The 22602-nt window shown below is 50.0% G+C and carries 18 protein-coding genes; 9 read left to right on the top strand and 9 right to left on the bottom strand.

The features are described 5' to 3' along the window. Nucleotides 1–25 precede the first annotated feature (25 nt). The 3 genes from NOG12_RS04165 to NOG12_RS04155 form a co-directional block, all read right to left on the bottom strand. Nucleotides 26–997, bottom strand: a complete 972-nt coding sequence (locus NOG12_RS04165) for a WD40/YVTN/BNR-like repeat-containing protein (protein WP_313932480.1) — start codon at nt 995–997, stop codon at nt 26–28. A 103-nt stretch (nt 998–1100) separates the two neighbouring features. Next, a complete protein-coding gene (locus NOG12_RS04160) occupies nt 1101–3368 on the bottom strand; it encodes a heavy metal translocating P-type ATPase (RefSeq protein WP_313932479.1) in 2268 nt (755 codons plus the stop codon). Between the two features lie 48 nt (nt 3369–3416). Continuing rightward, nucleotides 3417–4154 carry a YciK family oxidoreductase gene (locus tag NOG12_RS04155; RefSeq protein ID WP_110074953.1) on the bottom strand — a complete coding sequence of 246 codons (738 nt, stop codon included), beginning with the start codon at nt 4152–4154 and terminating at the stop codon, nt 3417–3419. Nucleotides 4155–4405: 251 nt separating this feature from the next. On the opposite strand from NOG12_RS04155, the gene NOG12_RS04150 reads away from it, so the two are divergent. From NOG12_RS04150 to NOG12_RS04135, 4 genes are all read left to right on the top strand, one after another. Further along, nucleotides 4406–6865, top strand: a complete 2460-nt coding sequence (locus NOG12_RS04150; RefSeq protein WP_313932478.1) for a VolA/Pla-1 family phospholipase — start codon at nt 4406–4408, stop codon at nt 6863–6865. Nucleotides 6866–6936: 71 nt separating this feature from the next. Next, nucleotides 6937–7935 carry a protease SohB gene (sohB, locus tag NOG12_RS04145; protein WP_313932477.1) on the top strand — a complete coding sequence of 333 codons (999 nt, stop codon included), beginning with the start codon at nt 6937–6939 and terminating at the stop codon, nt 7933–7935. A 35-nt stretch (nt 7936–7970) separates the two neighbouring features. Beyond that, complete coding sequence (gene smrA, locus NOG12_RS04140) at nt 7971–8552, top strand: DNA endonuclease SmrA (RefSeq protein WP_181394874.1); 582 nt, start codon at nt 7971–7973, stop codon at nt 8550–8552. Nucleotides 8553–8665: 113 nt separating this feature from the next. Then, a complete protein-coding gene (locus tag NOG12_RS04135) occupies nt 8666–9397 on the top strand; it encodes a hypothetical protein (RefSeq protein ID WP_153825840.1) in 732 nt (243 codons plus the stop codon). A 106-nt stretch (nt 9398–9503) separates the two neighbouring features. Here NOG12_RS04135 and NOG12_RS04130 read toward each other — a convergent pair whose 3' ends face one another. Beyond that, nucleotides 9504–10793 carry a dicarboxylate/amino acid:cation symporter gene (locus tag NOG12_RS04130; protein WP_110074872.1) on the bottom strand — a complete coding sequence of 430 codons (1290 nt, stop codon included), beginning with the start codon at nt 10791–10793 and terminating at the stop codon, nt 9504–9506. A 310-nt stretch (nt 10794–11103) separates the two neighbouring features. Between NOG12_RS04130 and olsF the strand changes: the two genes are divergently transcribed. Next, entirely contained in the window at nt 11104–12822 is a 1719-nt protein-coding gene (gene olsF / locus NOG12_RS04125) for a bifunctional ornithine lipid synthase OlsF (protein ID WP_313932476.1), read from the top strand. 65 nt (nt 12823–12887) lie between these two features. On the opposite strand, the gene NOG12_RS04120 is transcribed toward olsF, so the two are convergent. After that, the gene (locus tag NOG12_RS04120) at nt 12888–13484 is read right to left on the bottom strand and encodes a Yip1 family protein (RefSeq protein ID WP_153825838.1); all 597 of its coding nucleotides are present in this window, start codon (nt 13482–13484) and stop codon (nt 12888–12890) included. Between the two features lie 158 nt (nt 13485–13642). Here NOG12_RS04120 and miaE point away from each other — a divergent pair, with 158 nt between their 5' ends. Continuing rightward, on the top strand, nt 13643–14398 hold the full coding sequence (gene miaE / locus NOG12_RS04115; RefSeq protein WP_313932475.1) for a tRNA isopentenyl-2-thiomethyl-A-37 hydroxylase MiaE: 756 nt from the start codon (nt 13643–13645) through the stop codon (nt 14396–14398). Here the strand turns inward: miaE and lpxH are convergent. Further along, a complete protein-coding gene (lpxH, locus tag NOG12_RS04110) occupies nt 14395–15135 on the bottom strand; it encodes a UDP-2,3-diacylglucosamine diphosphatase (RefSeq protein ID WP_313932474.1) in 741 nt (246 codons plus the stop codon). The genes miaE and lpxH overlap by 4 nt on opposite strands. A gap of 12 nt (nt 15136–15147) precedes the next feature. After that, nucleotides 15148–15657 (bottom strand): peptidylprolyl isomerase, encoded by a 510-nt coding sequence (locus tag NOG12_RS04105; protein WP_110074867.1) that lies wholly within the window; start codon nt 15655–15657, stop codon nt 15148–15150. 167 nt (nt 15658–15824) lie between these two features. Here NOG12_RS04105 and cysS point away from each other — a divergent pair, with 167 nt between their 5' ends. Genes cysS through NOG12_RS04090 form a run of 3 tightly spaced genes read left to right on the top strand, consistent with a single transcriptional unit; the run spans nt 15825 to nt 19656 of the window. Continuing rightward, on the top strand, nt 15825–17204 hold the full coding sequence (cysS, locus tag NOG12_RS04100) for a cysteine--tRNA ligase (RefSeq protein ID WP_313932473.1): 1380 nt from the start codon (nt 15825–15827) through the stop codon (nt 17202–17204). A 26-nt stretch (nt 17205–17230) separates the two neighbouring features. After that, the gene (locus NOG12_RS04095; RefSeq protein WP_153825833.1) at nt 17231–18763 is read left to right on the top strand and encodes a M17 family metallopeptidase; all 1533 of its coding nucleotides are present in this window, start codon (nt 17231–17233) and stop codon (nt 18761–18763) included. Nucleotides 18764–18786: 23 nt separating this feature from the next. Next, the gene (locus NOG12_RS04090; RefSeq protein WP_313932472.1) at nt 18787–19656 is read left to right on the top strand and encodes an MBL fold metallo-hydrolase; all 870 of its coding nucleotides are present in this window, start codon (nt 18787–18789) and stop codon (nt 19654–19656) included. A gap of 94 nt (nt 19657–19750) precedes the next feature. On the opposite strand, the gene NOG12_RS04085 is transcribed toward NOG12_RS04090, so the two are convergent. Together NOG12_RS04085 and NOG12_RS04080 are read right to left on the bottom strand one after the other, a co-directional pair. After that, on the bottom strand, nt 19751–20152 hold the full coding sequence (locus NOG12_RS04085) for an acyl-CoA thioesterase (RefSeq protein ID WP_313932471.1): 402 nt from the start codon (nt 20150–20152) through the stop codon (nt 19751–19753). Nucleotides 20153–20221: 69 nt separating this feature from the next. Then, nucleotides 20222–22525 carry a S9 family peptidase gene (locus tag NOG12_RS04080; RefSeq protein ID WP_313932470.1) on the bottom strand — a complete coding sequence of 768 codons (2304 nt, stop codon included), beginning with the start codon at nt 22523–22525 and terminating at the stop codon, nt 20222–20224. Nucleotides 22526–22602 lie beyond the last annotated feature (77 nt).

The following is a 22602-nucleotide window of genomic DNA, read 5'->3' as shown; positions in this document are numbered from 1 at the left end:
AGCGCGTGGGTTGCTTCAGAATAGGTTACTCGGTAAAAGTAACTTTTGCGAGGTAGCCGTCTTTTCCTACCAGATAACAGCTGTTAGTGCTGCAGGCGCTATTCCAAATATTGGCTTCGGCTAGGGTCTGCCAAGCATCTCTGCTGCTATTGAGTAAAGCCGCACCGGTTGGGTTGGTGACCAGAATACTGCCATCATTGCGCACCGTTAGGCTATACAAAGCGCCGCTCAATGGTGGCTCGATTAGGGCGGTAAACTGGTCGTCTTTATACTCTACCAAGCGTGGTTTCGCATCGGCATGGTTCAAGCTGCCTCCAGCCAACAGGATATGCTTTTCGCTAAACGGCCAAACACTGGCAATGCCAGCACTCGGACCTGCCGGTAAAGGCGTATCGATAGCTTTAAAGCGAATGCCAAAATTACGTTTAACCAGCAAGCGGGCAGTGTTGCCGTTGGCAGTACCAATCGCCCAAATGCCATTGTTGTGACGTAAACAGCCACCACTTGCAGCTAGACCACCTTCATCGGAAAGCGGTTGGGTATCAACCATGTTGCTGGCGGTAAGCCAGTTGCGGCCGTCTACACTGCGCACCATGTTCCAACGGTTTTCTACCGTGTCACCATAAACCCAAGCTTCGTTGGTGGCAGATAACGCCATACAATTGAGAAATTGATTACCGCCCGCGCGATAGCGCAATTGCCAATTACGGCCACCGTTGCTGGTGTAATAGATACGCGAATCGCCATTATTGCCAATGCTTAACGCATACGCATGGTTGGCATCGAGGGCCTCAATATCACGAAATTGGAGGTTCTGGGTGGCCGGCTGAAAATACTCCCAGGTCTCGCCAGCATCACTACTGCGAGCAATATGCGAGTTCGAACCGCTTAGCCAAATCACATCAGGGTTAGGAACACTAACACCAATCCAATTCACGTCAGCTTTCGTGGGAATCAGGGTCAGGCTTGCTGCCAAAGTAAGTGCGCTTAACATCATGAATAACTTAACCTATTGTTCTGTAGCATCAATTGTCGCTGACCTTAGCAGCAACTCGTGCTCGGGTATCAGGCGTTAGTGGTTACCATAGCACGGAACTGGGCTAGGAGTTCAATCGTAACTTTTGCAACCTTAACGCATTTAATACGACAGAGACTGAACTTAACGCCATAGCGCCACCTGCTAACCAAGGTGCGAGTAGGCCAGAGGCCGCAATCGGTATTCCTAACGTGTTATACGCAAAGGCCCAGAATAAGTTTTGTCGGATGTTACCCACGGTTTTTTCGCTAATCTCTAAGGCGTGTAGCAACGAGCGTAAATCGGCCCGCATCAGGGCAATATCCGCGGTTTCTAGAGCAACGTCGGTACCTGTGCCCATGGCAATGCCAACGTTAGCAGTCGCCAAAGCCGGCGCATCATTAATACCATCACCCACCATGGCCACGATGTCGACCTGTTGCTGCAACTCAGCGACGGCAGCAGCTTTGTGTTCAGGTAAGACATTAGCGCGGACCTCGGTGATTCCTACTTGGGCCGCAATCGCAGCGGCAGTGCGTTGGTTGTCACCGGTTAACATCACGACTTTTAAGCCGCGCTGTTGTAGTGCTGCAATGGCTTCGGCTGCATGCTCACGCACGGTATCTGCTACGGCGACAATACCTACCAGCTGTTTATCCCAGCTAATTAACATGGCAGTTTTGCCTTGCTCTTCTAGTTCTTGTTGGCGCGCACTCCAAGCGTCACTTTCAATATTATACTCGCGCATTAAACGCAAGTTACCAATCTGTAAGTGATGGCTGGTTGATGGTTGCTCAGCGTCAGTATCAGTGTGCACAAGTTGCACTTGCGCTGATACACCGCGCCCGGTATGGGCGGTAAAATCTGTTAATTGCACCATCTTGGCGGTGCTAGAATCAACCTCAATACCAGTCGCAATCGCTTGCGCTAGTGGGTGCTCAGATTGTACTTCAAGCGCTTGCACTGCGGCGCGTAACTGCTCTGGCGTGAGTTCTTGGATGCCTTTGAGATCGATTTCTAAATCCGTAAGAGTGGGGGTGCCAGCGGTGATAGTGCCCGTTTTGTCCAGCACCACAGTGGTAACACTATGGGTAATTTCTAACACGTCACTTTGCTTGAACAAGATGCCCATTTGCGCGGCGCGGCCAGAGCCCGCCATAATTGATGTTGGCGTGGCCAAACCCAGAGCGCACGGGCAAGCAATCACTAACACGGCGACAGTCGCCTCTAAGGCACTGCGATAGTCGCCCGGTGCCAGCCATAACAGCCAGACCAAGAACGTCATTAAAGCAATGACTAAGACCACAGGTACAAAGATGGCCGAAACTTTATCGGCAAGCCGTTGAATGGGCGCTTTGGAGTTTTGTGCTTGCTCTACAATAGCGATGATTTGTGCCAGCGCCGAGTCTTTTCCTAGCTTGCTGACCTTTGCTTTAACAAAGCCTTGTTTGTTAATAGAGCCGGCCACCAAGGTATCGCCGGGTTGCTTGTCGGCGGGCACACTTTCACCGGTAAGCATGGCTTCGTCAACGCTGGTGGTGCCTTCAATCACTACGCTGTCAGCCGGGATCTGTTGGCCGGGTTTAATGTGAATGATATCCCCGACCACCAGCTCAGCAATGGGCGCCAGCTTGGCTGAACCATCGGCTTGCTGGCGTAGGGCATGCTTAGGTTGTAGTTGCAGCAACTGCTTAATGGCCGCCGAAGATTGGCCTTTGGCACGAGCTTCAAACCATTTGCCGAGCAAAATAAGCGTGATAAGTACTGCGCTGGTTTCAAAGTAGAGCCCTTGATGGGCTGCCATAGCGCCTTCGGTGAGCGCCAAGTAGACACTGTAAAAATAAGCCGCTGAGGTACCTAGTGCGACCAACACATCCATATTAGCAGCACCGGCGCGCAGGGCGGTGTAGCTACCCTTATAAAACTGCCAGCCAATAATAAACTGCACGGGCGTAGCCAGCGCCATCTGTACCCAAGGGTTCATCAACCAAGCCGGCACATAGATGCCGGCAGTAAAACTAAAGTGGCCCACCATGGTGTACAGCAGCGGCGCCGATAACAGAGCGGCGGCAACAAACTTGTACCATTGCTGACGCTGTGCTCGCTGTCGTGGGTCGGCCGCGGGAGTTGCGCTTTGATGGTCAATCAGGGCTGCATCAAACCCAGCTTGCTGTACTGCAGCTACTAGCCCGTCTGCGGTTTTATTGGTACTAGTAACTGCGGCTACTTCATTAGCAAAGTTAACATTCACCGAGGTAACCCCAGGTACCGCTTGTAGTGCACGTTCGATACTACGAGCGCAGCCGGCGCAACTCATACCACTTAGTTGTAACTGAAAGGTCTGGGTTGCCATAGGAATCTCCTGCAAATTGGTTAAAGTTAACTCATGCTAGTGCTGTTGTTACTGAGCATTCACCGACTGGTTGGTGATACCTATACTATCGTCGGCCATGAAGTAAACATAAGTTGGCATGAGCTGCTCAGCAGTTTTGAGTTTGCTGGCATCTTCAGCCGGATAGGCTTTTGAGCGCATGGTGGTGCGGGTTGCGCCCGGATTAATCACATTAACCCGAACGTGGGTGCCTTCATACTCATCGGCCATCACTTGGGCTAAACCTTCGGTAGCAAATTTGCTCACTGCATAAGGGCCCCAAAACGCGCGGCCTTGGCGACCAACACCAGACGAAGTAAAGACAATGCTCGGCTGTGCAGCGCGTTTTAACGCTGGCATCAAGGCTTTAGTAAGCATGAATTGGGCGGTGACATTGATTTGCATGATCTCGTTCCAAGAATCATGATCGATGTGCTCAAACGGCGACAATACACCCAAGACGCCAGCGTTGTGGAGCAAACCATCTAGTTTGCCAAATTGCTCAACGATAGTAGCATTTAAGCCTTGATAGTGAGTTTTTGTGGCGCCTTTTAAATCCAACGGCACAATGGCGGGCTCTGGACCACCCGCGGCAACAATCTCATCATACACAGCTTCAAGTTTTTTGACCGTGCGGCCCAATAAAATAACGGTAGCACCACAGCTTGCAAAGGTTTTTGCCGCAGTACGGCCAATGCCGTCGCCGGCCCCGGTCACAAGAATGGTTTTACCTGCTAAAGTATCTTTGTTGAACGAGTAATTATGCATTGCAGTCATTTTATGCTTACACTTATGTTGATGTAGAAAGCTGCAAGTGTACTGTTTTTTGCTATGATTCTCAGCAGCTGGATAGAATATTATTAAAAATACTTTTAAGTTTGGCCGTAGCAGTGTATAAAATTTTGTTAATTGATATGTCTTGTCGTACCAGTTTAAAAAGGCGATGATAGGCAAGACGAATAAAAAGCATCTGCAGGTGCTCAATACATAACAACACGAACAAGGATTGGGGAAGCCTCATGAAAAAACTCTTGCTTGTAACAGCGATCGGTAGCGCACTCAGCTTAGTTGGCTGCGGTGGTGGCGATGACGCACCAGAGTCGGTCGTTACAGAATACCAAGTAGCAGCAACACGCGCTGTATTTGACCCATCTAATGGGCAGGTACCGGTGCCGTCGAATATTTTATTAAGTGGTACTGTTGATGGTACGTTAAATATCCCAGTCGCAGATCCTACCGATGGTGGTAACCCGCAAGTAGCTATCAACGGTTTGGACGGTTGGGGGACTCACTCCACGTTAACCTTTAGCTTCTCGTTACCGAAAGATGCCAATGGCAATGACGTGACCGTGGATAGCAGCTCACTAGAAGCGCCAGGTGCGGTGCGGATGTTTGAAGCCGTGATGGGCGGGACTGCGGTGAACGAAACTTGTGCTGCAGCTAACCCTGCTGCTACCTGTGCCGTTGCTGCTGAATTAACCTATGGCGTGGATTATATCGTACGTGCCACCGGCCCGGCTGGTGTTGCCGTGATTCCACTAAAACCATGGAAACCAAAAACCGGTTATTTAGCTATTTTAACCGATAACATCACCGACTCGTTGGGCCGCTCAGTGAAGCCGTCACAAACTTACGGTTTGATGAAACGCAACGTTGAAACCGATCCTGTCTCAGGGGATGCTTCTGCGCTGAGCTTGCAAGGTTTGATTAACAGCCATGAAAACGCATTGGCGGCCGCTGGTGTGGATAAAGACAGCATCATTTATGCGTCAAGTTTTACCACCCAGTCTACTGATGATGCCTTCCATATGGTGAAAACCATGATGGCGGCACAGTTTGCACAGTCTGCCCAAGTAGGCTTGCCGAGCCCGAACATTTTAGGCGCACCTTTGGGTGTGAGCGTTGCTGATTTCCTCGTTAGCAATGGTATGTTGGAGCCCGATCCAACTAGCCTTGCGTACTTAGCTGCAACTGCTGCTAACATGTATCAAGCCCAAGTGAGCTTGCCTTATTTTTCACCGTTACCCACGGCTGAAAATCCACAAGCGCCACTGCAGGGTCGCTGGCAGGCAAAATGTGATAGCGGTGTTTCTGTCTTAGGCGCTATTCAAGCCGGTGCAATCGACCCAATGAACACCCCTAGTATCAATCCAGCATGGTTAGCTGGTGGTGCTAGTACCTTCATCCCAGCTTGGGTACAACAGTGTTTGTTGGCAACAGACCCAGCAGTCATTGCCAGCATGGACTTCCCTGGCGTAGATACTGAGCGCCATGTCACCAAATACAACCCAGTACCTGCGGTGCAAGGCAATCAAACTATTGGTGCGATAGTGACTGTACCTAACCCAGCGGCGGCGGCTCCAGTTCGTGCAGCCTTAGGTTTAGGTGAGTTGACCATGCCAGAAGGCGGTTGGCCAGTAGTGATTTTCCAACACGGTATTACCGCAGATAAAGGCAGTGTTTTAGGGATTGCTGGTACCTTAGCCGTAGCAGGTTTTGCTACCGTAGCTATCGACCATCCGCTGCATGGTGATCGAGGCTTCGGTCCGATCAACGCAACCAGCGGCAAAGGCCCAGCAACTGCGTACATGAACTTGGGTAGCTTGCTAACTACGCGTGATAACTTACGTCAATCGATCTCTGATATGTTAGGTTTACGCTTAAGCTTAAATGCTAACAACCTAGGCATTGATGGTACAAACGCTTACTTTGTTGGCCACTCGCTAGGTGCTATCACTGGGACACCATTTACGGCATTAGCTAATTCACCGCTAAGCGGCGACCTTGCCCCTTATTCTTCATGGTTTGAAGTACAAGGCAGCAGCTTGATGGCACCGGGTGCGAGTATCGCGAACTTCTTGTTAGGTTCACCGAGTTTTGGCCCAGTGATTAAGAGCCAGTTGTTGTATTCACAAAGCCCTGATTTTGCGGCGGCAGTGAATGCAGCGGCAGAAGGTGCTGGTATTGCGCCAACAGATCCACAGTTCCAAGGCTTGTTAATTCAAGTGTATAACGGTTTCTGGGGACAGTTGAGTGCAGCTGAGCAAGCTGAAATTAACGGTGTGTTTGAGCAATTTGCCTTTGCCGCACAAACCGTGGTTGATTCAGCCGACCCAATTAACTACGCAGCGGCAGTACGTGCTACTGAAAGCCCAATTCACTTGATTGAAGTGGTAGGTAACGGTAGTGATGTATTACCAGACCAAGTTGTGCCGAACACAGTTGCTGGTAAGCCATTAGCTGGTACTGAAGCACTGATCAGTGCGCTCCAGTTAGCTACCATTACTGAAACCACGGTAGGTGCCGATGGTTCATCAGTATCTGGTGCGGTGCGTTTTACCGCCGGTGACCACGGCTCTATCGTTAGCCCAGCAGCTTCGGCTGAGGCAACCTTAGAGATGCAAACCCAAGCAGCTTTCTGGTTTGCTAACGGTACTAGCGTATTGCCAATTTCAGATCCGTCTGTGATTAAGCAATAAGCGTCATCTGTTTATGCCGAAGGCCGCTGCAACTCAGCGGCCTTTTTGTTATCTGAAGGAGTAAGACAATCATGTGGGATTTTTTACTAGATGTGGCTAGTTTTGTCGCCAAAGCAGCGGTGATTGCCTTTGTCGCATTGCTGATCATTGGCGCCATTGCCCAAGCCGTACAAAAGCAAAAGCCACGTAAAGGGCAACTGTTGGTAGATAAGCTGTCGGAGGATTTACGCGATGGCGTGCAGCAATTGCAGTTAGATCTGTTAGATAAGAAGCAACGTAAAAAGGTTAAGAAAGATTTAAAGAAGCAGCACAAGCAACAGGCTGGTGAGCAGCGTAAACGCTTATTCGTGATTGACTTTAATGGCTCTATGGATGCGCGAGAAGTGGATTCTTTAAAGCGTGAAGTAAACGCTATCGTGTCGGTTGCGCAACCGGGCGAACAAGTGTTAGTGCGTCTTGAAAGTGGCGGTGGCGTGGTGCACGGTTACGGGTTAGGCGCAGCCCAGTTACAGCGCCTGCGTGAGGCGGAACTTGAAGTGATTGTAAGTGTCGACAAAGTAGCCGCCAGCGGTGGTTATATGATGGCTGCCGTTGCTCATAAGATCCAAGCAGCCCCCTTTGCTATCATTGGCTCGATTGGGGTGTTGGCGCAAATGCCGAACTTTCATCGTTGGCTAAAAAAGCATGACGTAGATTTTGAACAGGTCACTGCTGGCGAGTACAAACGTACCCTGACTATTTTTGGTGAGAATACCGATGCTGGGCGCGACAAATTTAAAGATGAATTAGAGAATATTCATCGTCAATTTAAAGCCCATATTAGTCAGTATCGGCCGCAAATTGATATTGAAAAAGTAGCTACCGGCGAGTATTGGACTGCCCAAGAAGCGATAAATTATGGCTTAGTTGACGAGTTAACTACTAGCGATGGTTGGTTGCTAGCGCATCGTGATAGTCACGATATGTTCTTGGTGCGCTATGTTACTAAGAAAAACCTAGGCGAGCGCATGGGGCGCAACGTCAATGCCTTGTTGTTGCAACTTAAAAACTTGGTGGGGCGGCAAGGTTAAGTCAAAAGGTTAAGTAAATAGCAAAAGAGGTGACCATGAAAGACCGCGATGAATTTGAGCTGTTTCGCCGTGAAATGACAGGTGTCACCCCGTTAGCGGGTGCTGATGTAGCGGACGTGAAAACTGCGTTTACGCCTACGTTGGCGCAATTAGAGCGGCGTAAAGCGGCCGAAGCGCAGCTGGAAGAAGATATTAATTTTCTCTCAACGGAATATGTTGAACTGGTGGAGCCCCTTGATCTCATTAGCTTTCAGCGCAACGGTGTGCAGCACGGCGTGTATAAAAGATTGCGCTTAGGGCAGTACCCGATTGAGGCGAGTTTAAATTTACACGAGCATACTCTGAAGCAGGCGCGCCAAGCATTGTTTGAGTTTGTGCAAGACTGTCATCGCAGTGGCGTGCGCTCTGGGCTGATTATTCATGGACAAGGCAAGCACAGTAAGCCGCATCCGGCGCTGATCAAAAGCTATGTGAATAAATGGCTACGCGAACTTGAGCCAGTGATGGCGTTTCATAGTGCGCAACGTCATCATGGCGGTACCGGCGCTGTTTATATTATGCTGCGCAAGAATGCTGAGCAAAAGCAACTTAACCGAGAGCGACATCAGCGCCGCTAGTGTCTCAGAAGTGCTGCAGAAGTGCTGCAAAAGAGCCACTAACGTGCCGCACAAGCGTGCATTAGGGCGTCTTATAAGCTCACTAGGGCGCTAAGATGCAAAAGGAGTAGGGAATGGTAGGAGTAACAATAGTACGAGCAACAATGGCGCGCTGGCTTACAGTGGCGCTAGTAAGTACTGGATTAGGTGTTGGGCTAACTGGTGGCGGCGCCTTAGCGGCTGAGCAAACTTGGTCAGAACGCTTGGCGCAAGAGCTACAACAGCGCGCTGATACTCACTTTGATGCAGATTTTAGCTATGCCGAGTTAGATCTCAACACTCTGTTGGGTGAAATCAGCGCTCGGGAGATTAGTTTATCCAGCCGTGTTAACGAGTTGGATGCGGGTCTTAACCAAGTTCTGCGTGCCGGTCGTTTGTTGGTCCGTGGCGATTGGCTGACGCAACAACGCAACCATCTACAGGTAGACGAAGTGATTGTTGCTGATGCCCAGCTAACCATCGCTTATTATGGTAAAGGCCAGTCTAATCTGCATGCGCTCTTGACCGCCGCCAAGCAGCAACAGCGCTTACAAAGAGCATCAACGGCGCTGGTATGGAGCGTGCAGCAGGCCCAGCTTGAAAATGTGGTGGTGAACCTATTTGATCAAGGGCAGCCCCTATTAAGCGTGCGGATTGCAAGTTTGCGTTTGCCTGAGCTAAGTGCCGATGATACCGCGGATACTTACATCGCAAAATTACTATGGCCGATTGTGGAACAGGTGATGGAGCAGAGTTTACGTGGTGAATCTGATGCAGTGGTTGATGTCGCTAAACTGACGGGTTTTATTTGGCGTGAAATTAGATGAACGCAGCGGTTTAAAGAACCAGCGCAGCACGTCTGACTAGCAGCTTGTGCGCTGGCAAGTTTGAGTGATGCAGCTGAACCAGCTCAGCTGCAACCGGCGTTTGCTATCAGGACAGATTACGCTCGTCGATGTCGGCCTTGGCATCGTTAAACACATCTTCATCCAAGGCCCCTTCGCTTTTGGCCACTATCACTGATACCATAGCATCACCAGTTACGTTGACCGCGGTACGAGTCATATCGAGGAGCCGGTCGACGCCAATAATCAAGCCAATCCCTTCTACCGGTAAGCCTACTTGGCCCAACACCATGGCCAGCATGATCATCCCTACGCCGGGCACGCCAGCGGTTCCGACCGAGGCTAAGGTTGCGGTGAGTACTACCATCAGGTAATCAGCCATGCTTAGGTCAACTAAATAAACCTGCGCAATAAAGACAGTGGCTACCCCTTGCATGATGGCGGTGCCATCCATGTTAATGGTCGCACCAAGAGGTACCGTGAACGAGCCGACACTGTTGTGTACGCCAAGGCGTTTAGTTACAGTTTCAAGGGTTACTGGCATGGTCGCGTTAGAGCTGGCGGTACTGAAGCCAAAAATCTGCACCTCACGCATTTTCTTCAAGAAAGTTAGCGGGCTCATGCCAGCTAATCCTTTCAGAATAATCGGATAGGTGATCAGCATGTGGATAAAGAGTACTGCTAGCACCAATAAGAAATATTTAGCTAAGCTGAAGATGGTCTCAAACGAGGTTTCTGCGAACAGTTTGGCCATCAGCGCAAACACCCCGTACGGAGCTATGTTCATCAGAATAATGACCAACTTCATGATGATTTCGTTAAAGTCTTCGAATAAGGTTTTAACCCGTTCCCCCGGCTTGCCTACCAACGCCATGGCAATACCAAACAGCAAGGCAAAGACAATGATTTGCAACATGTTGCCGTTAGCGAACGCATTAAAGGGGTTGGTTGGGAAGAGATCAATAATGACTTGAGCCAGCGACGGAGCCGCTTTCGGCTCGTAGGTCGCATTGGTGTCTAGCTCAATGCCGGTGCCCGGCTGCACTAACACAGCCAACGAAATGGCTAAGGTGATGGCTATGGCGGTGGTGATTAAATAAAGACCGACAGCTTTGCCGCCTAAACGTCCCAATTTGCTCGGATCACTGAGTGAGCAAGTGCCTACCACTAACGAGACAAACACCAAAGGCACGACCAGCATCTGTAGCGAGCTGATAAAGATTTGCCCCACCACAAAGAACAATCCTTTTGATAAATAACCTTCGACCAGGGTGCTGTCTGGGAACAGTGCCTTTAGCAAAATGCCGACAATAATACCGGCAAACATGCCAATCACGATGCGGCTGGTAAGACTCAGCTTCTTGTTGTTCTCACTCATAGGAGGAATCCTGCATGTCAATCGAGATAAAAGTTGCGCTATTGTGCGCAATTAAGTGCCGTTAGCCTAGCAGAATTTATCGCACAGCTGTACCGTTTTGGTGCAAATGGCCCCGCTAACCTTGTTGCTGCTGAGCTGGTAAGGACATGTTGGTGACATATTGTTGTCATGAGGCTGACATGTGTTTGCCATGTCGCTGACATGTTGCTGACATGTTGCTGACATAGTACCGTCACGTTAACCAGCTACCTTAAGGCTCTAAAGCTGCACCTATCACCTAGGTTTCGGCCCTGCCAAAAGTGAGACGCTTATGATTCAGGTAGAACAAGTAGCTGCAACGACATTGCCCGCGGTGTATCAGCACCAGTTGCTGCAACGACCGCTGCTTTGGTGCTTACGCGGATTACTCTGCGAACAACACATACAAGAGTTTGAGCGCCGCTATCCGGTGGTACAAGGACTTGAATTTGTTGAGCAAGTATTAGACTTTTTTAACTTTACTTATACCGCTAGAGATAACGAGCTCGATCATATTCCTAGCGATGGCCGGGTTGTTATCGTTGCGAATCATCCGATTGGCTCACTGGATGGTTTGGCGTTATTAAAGTTAGTGAGCGCCCAGCGTGGCGATGTGAAAATTCTGGCCAACGATATGCTCGGGGCGATCGGACCACTGCAAGAGCTGATGTTTCCGGTGCGGGTGTTTAGGTCAGGCAGCAATGGCAGCGCTGGCGAGCGTGAGCGGCTAAAAAAAGTCTATCAGCACCTACAAGATGAAGGTGCTTTGATTGTGTTTCCGGCCGGTGAAGTGTCGCGTTTACGCCCGCAAGGAGTGCGTGACGGCCATTGGCAAACTGGCTTTTTGAAACTGGCGCTGCGCTGTCAGGCGCCGATACTACCGGTTTTTATTGGTGCGCATAATTCGCCTTGGTTTTATGGCGCCTCTATGTTGTATAAGCCACTTGCTACCTTGTTACTGGTGCAAGAGATGGTACGGCAGCGCTCTGGTCATATTAATTTTCGTATCGGTGAGTTGATCCCGTTAAGCTCCTTTACCGGTGATCAACTCAGTTTACCGATGCGAGCTAAGCTGTTTCGTAAGCACCTGTATCGGCTGGGTCAGGACCGACCCGGCTTACTGAAAAGTCAGCGTCCGATCGCTCGTAGCGAAGCGCGCGAACGCTTACAACAAGCCCTACAAGATTGCGAATGCCTTGGTGAAACTGCCGATGGTAAATCCATTTACTTGTATCGCTATCAGGGTAACTCGCCGATCATGCGTGAGCTTGGACGCCTGCGCGAGGTCGCCTTTAGAGCGGTAGATGAGGGCACAGGTAAGCGTCGTGATTTGGATAATTTTGATACTTGGTATTTGCATTTGATTCTATGGGACCCACAGGATCTTGAAATTGCAGGAGCTTATCGGTTAGGTGATACCAAGGCGATTCTAGCTCAGCATGGGGTGGCAGGGCTCTATAGCCAGACCTTATTTGAGTATCAGCCGCAATTATTGCCGTTGTTGGAGCAAGGCTTAGAGCTAGGCCGTAGCTTCGTACAGCCGCGTTATTGGGGCAAACGTAGTTTGGATTATTTATGGCAAGGGATTGGCGCTTTGTTGCGACGTCATCCTGAATATCGCTATTTGTTTGGGCCAGTGACCATGAGCGCCAGTTTGCCCAAGCTAGCCCAAGATGCCATGGTGCAGTTTTTTACCGAACAATTTCCGGACCCTGATGGCTTAGCGGTGCCGCGCACTCCTTATCAAGCCCTTGAACGTCCGCTGCCGCCGCCCAGCGGGGATTATTTGCAAGATTTCACCCATTTAAAGCATCATTTGGCGCACCAGGGCGTCGCTATCCCAACCTTGTACAAACAATATGCGGACCTTTGCGAACCGGGTGGGGTAAGGTTTATTGGATTTAATGTGGATGCTGACTTTGCGGATGCTGTGGATGGCTTGGTGTGGGTGGATATTACGCGATTAAAACCGGGAAAAAAGGCGCGGTACTTATCTGGTTCTAGTCAATAACCAGTAAATAAATCCGCGCCAGTTACTTCAATATCAAGCTTACTTTCAACATTTACTACAGGGGATTACATGTACTGCGGGCCAAAACCATTGGTCCATACGATGGCCGAAGTTACCATCAAAATAACCAAGAGAATCAATCCGGCAGTGACTACTGAGCTGGCATAGATAAAGCCACGCTCTTCAGGGATGTGCATTAAAATAGGTACCCCTGAATACAGCAGATACACTGAATAGGCGATACCCGCTAAAAAGGCCATGGTGACGAACCACAATTCTGGATACAATGCAGCCACCCCAGACATAATAGCCGGAGTTGCCGTGTAGGCAGCAAGCTCAAGAGATTGCGTGAAGGTGGGCTCAGCACCAAAGGTTTTTGCCATCCAGTGCACCAAATAAGCTAACGCAAACACCGCAGCAATAATGCCTGCATACATGGCTACGGCCATGGTGACAGCGCTACTTTGGGTGAGATAGGTCAGCTCTCGGGCGCCGATGCTCCAGCCCAGATGCGCAGATGCGTAATAGGCAGCGGCACAAGGGATAAGTGCAATTAAAAGAATGTGCGTGAGTGAAAAAGTGATGCTTTCGTGCCGTTGGTCGATGGTTTTCCATTCATCAACCGGATGTGCGTATAGTCCCCAAATATGATTTAAAATCATGATATACCTCAACTTCTGTTGTAATTCTGTGGTTTTATAATTGCCATTGACGCTTTTTTATGCGCCTTGACTTAAATATTGGTCGGTTTTTCGGCATAGTCAAGGAAATTGCATGATTTAACCCTAAAAAAAGTAGTGAAATAAAACGAGGTCTTTGTTTGGACGAATTATTACAACCCATTCGTGGTTTTTTACACTGTGCCACGCCGGCTGCTTGGCTAGCTCAGGCCAAGCGCCCTGAGCAATTGCCAGTGCTGTTGCTAGACCATCTTGTGTGTGAGCTGAAGGCAGCGCAATCAGCGATGTTTTTAATTCGCCGTTATGCTGTTGATGAAGCCAGCGGTGAGGCGTTGCTGCAATGGTTGAAGCCGTATGAGGATTTTACTTATCGTAAGCAAGGCGATTGGCGCAGTTTAGCTAATCGGCCTTTGAAAAAATCGATGATACCGGCGGCCCGCTCAGCTTATGGACAAGAATTGATTGATAAGATGGTGTTGCTGATTAAAGAAGAACTGCATCATTTTTATCAGGTGTTAGAAGTGATGGAGCGGCATCAGGTAGCCTACGATACCATTGGCTCGAGCCGTTATGCTCGCGGATTGCTGCGGCATGTGCGTACTTACGAGCCAGAGGCGTTAATAGACAAGCTGATTTGTGGGGCCTACATTGAGGCACGCTCGTGTGAACGCTTTGCTTGCATAGCGCCCTATTTGCCAGCTGATATTGGTGATTTCTATATCTCGCTATTGCGTTCAGAAGCTCGGCATTATCAAGATTATCTAAGCTTGGCTGCTGCCATTGCTGGGCAAGACATCAGTGCACGTGTGCAATTCTTTGGCGAACGCGAGGCTGAATTGATTTTAACCGCCGACGAAGATTTTAAATTTCATAGCGGGATACCGGCCGCCAGTTAGCGCAATGGCGCTGTGTGCAACTGTAACCCTTGTGCGGTCACTGCTAACCAACTGCCTTGTTGATACCAATCACCAAGCACAATGCGTTGCGCGAGGGCTTGGTTGGCTAGTGTTACCTGATGGATATTGGGGCGATGGGTATGCCCATGAATCAACCATTGCACTTGGTGCTGCTGCATCGCCTCGACCACGGCGTGCTGGTTGACGTCCATGATCCTAAGTTGGGCATCGGTGAGAGGCTTTTGGGTGGCGCTATTAGCGCGCAATTTGTTGGCAATCCGCATGCGCCAAGCCAACGGCAATCGCAGTAACAGCTTGGTGAGCCAAGGGTGACGAATGATCCGCCGGAACCGTTGATAGCTAACATCGTCGGTACAGAGGCTATCGCCATGCATGATTAAGGTTCGACAGCCATACAAATCAATCACGCTTGCCTCTGGCAACAAAGTAACGCCAGTGCGTGTGGCAAAGCTTGGGCCGATGAGAAAATCGCGATTGCCGGCAATAAAATAAACGGCAACCCCCTGCTGGGTTAGTTCAGCCAATGCCGCTTGAATGCTCTGAGCGAAATCACTGTTATCGTCATCGCCTATCCAAGCATCAAATAAGTCACCCAAAATATAGAGGGCATCTGCGTTGGGCGCTTGCTGGCGCAAGAACTGCAGAAACAGCGCGGTAATATCGGGCCGCGCTGGACTCAAATGAAGATCAGCAATAAACCAGGTGGTGGCTGCCATCAGTAATCGAACTTACTCAGCGATAGACACGCTTTGAATCACCACGTCGTCAACCGGCACATCTTGATGAAAACCAGCGTGCGAGGTACGAACTTGTTCAATCGCATGAACCACATCCATGCCGGCGACAACTTCACCAAACACACAGTAACCCCAACCACCCATGCTTTCATTGCGGAAGTTCAAGAAGTCATTATCAGCAACGTTAATAAAAAACTGAGCGGTGGCTGAATGTGGATCTTGAGTACGCGCCATGGCGATGGTGCCTTTGTTATTTTTAACGCCATTGTTAGCTTCGTTGGCAACGGCGTCATGGGTAGGCTTTTGTACCATTTCTAGGTTAAAACCACCGCCTTGAATCATAAAACCTTTGATAACACGATGAAACAAGGTGTTGTTGTAGAAGTCTTCACGCACGTAAGTGAGGAAGTTTGCAACAGTTTTAGGGGCTTTATCAGCAAACAAGGTGAGGGTGATATCACCGTGGTTGGTGTGCAGGGTTACCTGTGGATTGGCAGACATGAGCTACTCCAAACTAAATAAATAAACAAAACAGCAAAAATGGTCGCTGCTTTTCGGAAAAATTAACCCGCGCAGTTTAGCATTGTTTGTGGCAAGGCTGCACCTTGCGTTATGATATCAAGCTAGCATTTTTAAATTTATTTGGCCTTATACAGGAGCAGCCGTACATGTTGAAAGTTTTTAATACCTTAACCCGCCAAAAAGAGGAGTTTAAGCCCATTACTCCAGGTAAGGTAAAGCTGTACGTGTGCGGTGTAACTATTTATGACTACTGTCACATTGGCCACGCGCGCACCTATGTTGCCTTTGATGTGATTGTCAGATACCTACGAGCCCGCGGCTTTGAGGTGACTTACGTGCGCAATATCACCGATGTGGATGATAAAATCATCCGCCGCGCGCAAGAAAATAGCGAAGCAATTGCGGATGTTACCGAGCGTTACACGCAAGCCATGCATGATGACTTTGATGCACTGAACTTGTTGCGCCCAGATATTGAGCCGACGGTGACCGGCCACATGCAAGATATCATTGTGATGATTGAGCGTTTAATCGCTGACGGTCATGCCTACGTAGCTAACGATGGTGATGTGCTGTTTGATGTCAGTACCTTCAAAGACTACGGTCAACTGAGCCGGCAAAACTTAGAACAGCTGCAGGCTGGCGCGCGGGTAGATATCGCCGATAATAAACAAGATCCTTTAGATTTTGTGTTGTGGAAACAAGCGAAAGCGAATGAGCCAAGCTGGCAGTCGCCTTGGGGGGCTGGGCGTCCGGGCTGGCATATTGAATGCTCAGCCATGAATAAACGCCATTTAGGCGAGCACTTTGATATTCATGGCGGCGGTTCTGATTTGATTTTCCCACATCATGAAAACGAAGTAGCGCAAAGCTGCTGTGCCAACCATAGTCCTTATGTGAATTACTGGATGCATAGTGGTATGGTGCAAGTAGATGAAGTAAAAATGTCGAAATCGCTGGGTAACTTTTTTACCATTCGCGATGTGTTGGCGCAGTTTGACGCCGAGACGGTACGATATTTCTTGTTATCGAGCCATTATCGCTCGCAATTGAACTATTCTAAAGACAACTTGGAGCAGGCGCGGGCCAGTTTAGAACGTCTGTATACAGCTTTACGTGATGCGCCAGAAGTAGCTGCTTCAGAGCCTGCTGCGGCAGACTTGCATGATCGCTTTTATGCAGCGATGGACGATGACTTTAATGCCCCAGAAGCCTTAGCCGTATTATTTGAATTAGCGCGCGAAGTAAACCGTGCGCTCACTGCTGGCGACAGCGCAGCGGCGGGAGCCTATGCCGCACAACTACGACAACTGGGCCAGTTGTTGGGCTTATTGACACAAACCCCAGCTGCCTTCTTGCAAGGTGCTGATGCCGACGTGGCGGAAATTGAAGCTTTGATTGCCGAGCGTAACGCGGCCCGGGCCGCTAAAGATTGGGCCAGAGCCGATGCCGCCCGCGACAAGTTGGCAGCCATGCAGATTGAATTAGAAGATACCGCCACCGGCACCCGCTGGCGTCGCGGTTAACTCACTTACAGACAACGAGGTACCTTATGGGATTTCCTACAGCGCAAGTGTTAGATAATTATCATGCGGCGATGACCGGCGATTTTGACGCAGTGATTGTGGTGGGCGATTTTGCGCAAGACTTACCAGAAGACTTTGCCGACTTTATTGAACAAGCGGCGCAATTGGACAAACGGGTTGGCAAGCAAGCCTTGTTAGTCGCTGCTGAGGTGCCGGGTGGACGCTTAATTTTGGCACCGACCGGGTCGTTGGAGCGGGATTACGATGACGTGCGCGTGATTGCCGAAGCTGCAGGTACTGGGGCGCGTATTGCCCAGCAAGCGGGTAGCAGCAAACCTTTATTAGTGGTGTTTGGGGTGCCTCAGCAAGCGCGTTATGGGCAAGCTGAAGCGGTAGCCTACTGGGGTGCTTGCCAGGCTTTGTATGAGCCGTTAGAGGCGCGTGAAGCACTCGGTGAGGCTGAGTTAGAAACCGTCAGCAGCATTGGTATTGTCGGTGCTCTAGATGCCAGTTGGTTAGAAGCCGTAGAGGCGGGCAAGCGAGTTGCCCGTGACCTGTGTGGAACCGAGCCTGAGCGGATGGCACCGCCGAAGTTTGCCGAGTACTGTCAGCAGGCTTTTGCCCACAGTCCGGTGCGGGTAACTGTGATTGATGACGTGCAACAATTGCAACATGAATACCCGTTGTTAATGGCCGTAGCCCGAGCTTCACTTGGGGTGGAGCGCCATTTACCGTGCGTGGTTCGGCTTGAATACAAAGCACCACAGCCAGAGCAAACCTTGCTGATGGCTGGTAAGGGTATCGTTTATGACACCGGTGGTGCGGATGTCAAAACCGGTGGCCATATGGCAGGCATGAGCCGTGATAAAGGTGGCGCTGCAGGTGTGGCTGGGTTTATGAAAACCGTCGCCTTGATGCGACCAGACACCGTGAGTGTGGTAGCTGAGTTAGGCGTGGTGCGCAACAGCATTGGCGCGGAAGCTTTTGTTGCTGATGAAATCATCACCGGTCACAGTGGGGTACGAGTGCGCATTGGTAATACTGATGCTGAGGGCCGCTTGTTACTCGCTGATTTGTTGTCTCATCTGCGCAGTGAAGCGCATCAATATACCAATCCACAACTCTTTAGTGTGGCGACCTTAACTGGTCATGCAGCCTTAGCGAAGGGGCCTTACACGGCATTGATCCCGAATGGTCCAGCGCGCGTAGATGCTATCACGGATAATTTATGGGAAGCCGGCGAAGTATACGGTGACCCGAGTGAAATTTCTTGGTCTCGGCGCGAAGATTTTAAATTTGTCGCACCGCGGACTAAGGCCGATGACATTTTATCAAGTAACAATGGCCCGTCAGCAACCACCGCACGTGGGCACCAATTCCCGATGGCATTTTTAACCATTGCCGCGGGTTTAGATAAACACGGTAGTGACAGCAACAAACCGCTCCCTTATGTGCATGTCGATATTGCTGGGAGTGGGGTAGAAGGCGGCGATTGGCAACATGGTAAGCCTACGGCGACGCCAGTGGCTAGTTTTGCTGGTTGTTACTTGCACCGTTAATAGCTAACTTTGAGGACAGTAACATGCGTGGATTTAAACTGGTTCAGTTAAAACAGACGGCGTGGGCCGCATTGGTCTTGCTTGTTGCAGCACCAGCGTGGGCACAGGCTAACCTTGCTGAGGTTGAGGTTAAAGCCACGCAAGTTGCAGGCAATGTGTATATGCTCACGGGTATGGGCGGCAACATCGGCGTTTATGTGGGTGATGATGGCGTAGTCATGATCGATGCCCAGTACCAAGGGTTAGCAGACAAGATCACTGCGGCGATTGCGGCCGTGACCGAGCAACCGATTAAAACTTTAGTAAATACCCATTTTCATGGTGACCATACTGATGGTAATGCTCCGTTCGCTCGCAACGGGGTGATGGTTGTGGCTCATGAGAATGTCAAAACACGATTAGCGGCAAACGATAAATTTGACCGTGATGGCCTACCTAAAGTGACCTTTAGCGATGGCTTAGAAGTGAAAGCTGGTAGCCAGAGCGTGCGGCTGCAGCATTATCCAAACGGTCATACTGATGGCGATGTGGTGGTATGGTTTCCGCAAGCAAATGTCATTCACGCCGGTGATTTGTTCTTTGTTGATCGCTTTCCGTTTATCGATTTAAACGCGGGCGGCAACGTGCAAGGCTTTATTGATAATGTGCGGGCGGTGATTGCCGAGCTAGATACACAAACTCAGATCATCCCGGGCCATGGGCCTTTATCTAATCGAGCAGATTGGTTACGCCTAGTGCACATGATTGAGGCGACGCGCGAAGAAGTACTTACGTTGAAGCAGCAAGGCATGAGTGTTGAGCAAGTGATCGAGCATGGCCTAAGCGAGCAATGGCAGGCTTGGTCATGGAGCTTTATTAACGAAGAGCGCTGGATTCGTACCCTATATCAATAAGTTTGGATTGCGCTACAACAATAAAAAGCCGCTACAGTGGTACTGTCAGCGGCTTTTTTGTCAGTTATAGCGTTAGTGAATGGAAGCGCCAACCTTACATGATTGGAGTTTCGATCTCGATCGCATCCAACTGTGCTTTCGTTTTGCCGTGGGGCTGTGGCGTGCGGCTGGTTGGGTCGATGTGAACAAATACAATGTCATCGGCCACGCAAATATTCTGTTTGGTTTGCTTATTACGCACCACACAGGTGACGGTCACAGAGGTTTTACCCACCTTTTTGACACCTAACCCAAATTCAACCACATCGCCCTGATACGCAGAGGTTTCAAAGCTGATGGCGCCAATGTGTTTCGTTACTAAGCTTTTGGCATCTAGCTGGCAGGCCGCATAGATATAAGCTTCTTCGTCAATCCATTCGAGAATACGACCACCGAATAACGAGCCGGCAAAATTCAAATCATTAGGCATAACCAAACGACGAGATAAAAAACGCATGAACACCCACTCCTTTGTGGAACTGTCAGTGATACTTAGAGTACAACCTGTACGGTTACTTAGTATAACTTATTGTAAGTGTCTGGCAAAAAAGTCTGCGATCATTTGGTAGCGATGAATACTGGTCTCGCGGCCACTTAAACCGTGTGCCTTACCGGGGTATGCCATCATCTCAAAGGGCAGCATCTGTTGTTGTAACTGCCAGGTGAGCAATGCCGTATGGCTGTACAGTACGTTGTCGTCCGCCATGCCGTGATAAATAAGCAGGGGGCGTTGTAACTGCTTCGCATAGGTCATCACATTTGCCGCCCGGTAACCATCTGGATTATCTTGCGGGGTGCCCATGTAGCGCTCGGTATAATGAGTGTCATAAAGCGCCCAGTCGGTGACCGGAGCACCGGCTACAGCGGCCGCAAATTGTTGCTGGGCCCGTAAAATAAGGTGCAACGCCATATAGCCGCCGTAACTGTGGCCAAATACGCCAATGCGCTCGCTGTCCACATAGCTTTGTTGTGCAAGCCATTGCGCTCCCAACTGTTGATCGGCAACTTCAAGTTGTGCTAACTGTCGATAAATGCCGGTTTCGAACTGGCGGCCACGGTTGCCACTACCGCGATTGTCTAAGGCAAAGACCACAAAGCCTTGGCGCGCTAAGTATTGGGTAAAATAGTCACCCCAGCTGTTGGTTACCCGCTGAGCACGCGGGCCACCGTAAACCATAACGACGGCCGGATAACGACGGTTATCGGCCATCATGGGTGGTTTGTGTACGCGGTAATAGAGGGTCTGGCCATCGGCGGCAGTGAGTTCGCCAAATTCTGGGTAGCTCCATTGCTCGATATAGGGTGCCAAGGGTTGTTCGGCATTGATTTTATTCTCGTGCAGCCAGACGATGCGCTCACCGGTGGGGCCATGTAAACTTACTTGAGGTGGTTGCTTGGCACTGGAAAAATAGCTGATATAGCTGCGTCCGTTGCCGGCAAACACCACTTGATGCATGCCGCGGCGCTGACTGAGCTGACTCGGTTGACTAGGAGTATTGGTGTTCAAGCTGGCGCGGTAGAGATGGCGCTCTAGAGGGGTTTGTTTGCGGCCAGTAAAATAAACCACCCCAGTGATTTCATCCACATGACTTACTTCATCGACATTCCAATCGCCACTGGTGAGTTGTCGAATCAAACTGCCATCCAAACGGTACAAGTAAAGATGTTTGAAGCCACTACGTTCAGAGGCCCAAACCAAGTGACGAGCATCTTCCATAAAGTGCAAATCATCATGCAGATTCACCCATTGTGCGCTGGTTTCTTGCAGCACCAGTTGGGGCGCACCTGTTGTGTTAATGTCCTGCACATAAAGATTCAGTTGTTGCTGCAGGCGGTTCTGCCACTGATAGCTCAGCCGTTTGCTGTCGGGCACCCAGTTAACTCGGGCTAAGTAGCCGCTGCCATGGCGTTTCGGCAAGTTAAACCATTGTGGCTTGAGTTGCTGCGAGAGTGGCTGCGAGACTTGCTGCGAGAGTTGCTCGGCAGACTCTTGCGACAGCTCGGTGGGTAAACTTAATACCCCTAAATCAACCAACGCATTGGTTTGTCCTGCCGCAGGGTAGGGTTGTTGTACCAAAGTGCTTTGGTTGGCATGAATATCCACTCGAGTTTGAATCGGCACTTGGCTCAAATCGACCCGAGTTAAGGCAATATGGCGCTCATCGGGGCTCCACCAATAGCCCGTCATGCGTTTCATTTCTTCTTGGGCGACAAACTCAGCCGTTGCAAATTGCTCAGTGGCACTGCTTCTTTCAGTTAACTGTAACGTGCGCTGTTGGGCGAGATCAATTAACCAGAGGTTATAATCATGAACGAAGCTGATGTAATTGCCAAGCGGAGAAAAGCGCACATCTGTAGCAAAGTAATCCGCATTGGTGAGCTGCTGCGTGTGACCGCTGGCGATGTCGTATAAATACAACTGTCCCTGCAAAGGAAAGAGCAGTGACTGGCTATCTGGCGACCATTGATAATCAACAATACCGCTGGCGCTGATGCGCATGCGTTCACGGCGCGCCTGCTCTTCAGCAGAGAGAGTAATATCACTGGCAGTGAGATCAGCTGCTTGAACTAAGCGTTGATGTTTATTTTCGCGTACTTGGTACAACCACAAATCGTAAACGTTCGGAGCATCAGCAGAGCCAGCCAAATAACTGACCCACTCACCAGAGGGGGAGATTTGAATACGCTGCGGGGCAGTGGTGGTTAGGCTAGGAGCAGAAAAAATGCGCTCGATATCAAAATCAGCAGTATCCGCCCGCGCCGTGGTCGACACAAAAGCGGTGAAGAAGAGGCTTAACGTTAAAATCGCAATGCTAATCGCAGTGGGCATGCCTGCTAGGTTCCTGTGTTAAATTTTACTTGTAGCATTAAGTAACATTTAAGCAGTGTATCAAAGCAGGCCGCCAA

The sequence above is a fragment of the Pseudidiomarina fusca genome (genome assembly GCF_032227045.1).
GTDB lineage: Bacteria > Pseudomonadota > Gammaproteobacteria > Enterobacterales > Alteromonadaceae > Pseudidiomarina > Pseudidiomarina fusca.
This window is presented reverse-complemented; position numbering and strand designations above follow the sequence as displayed.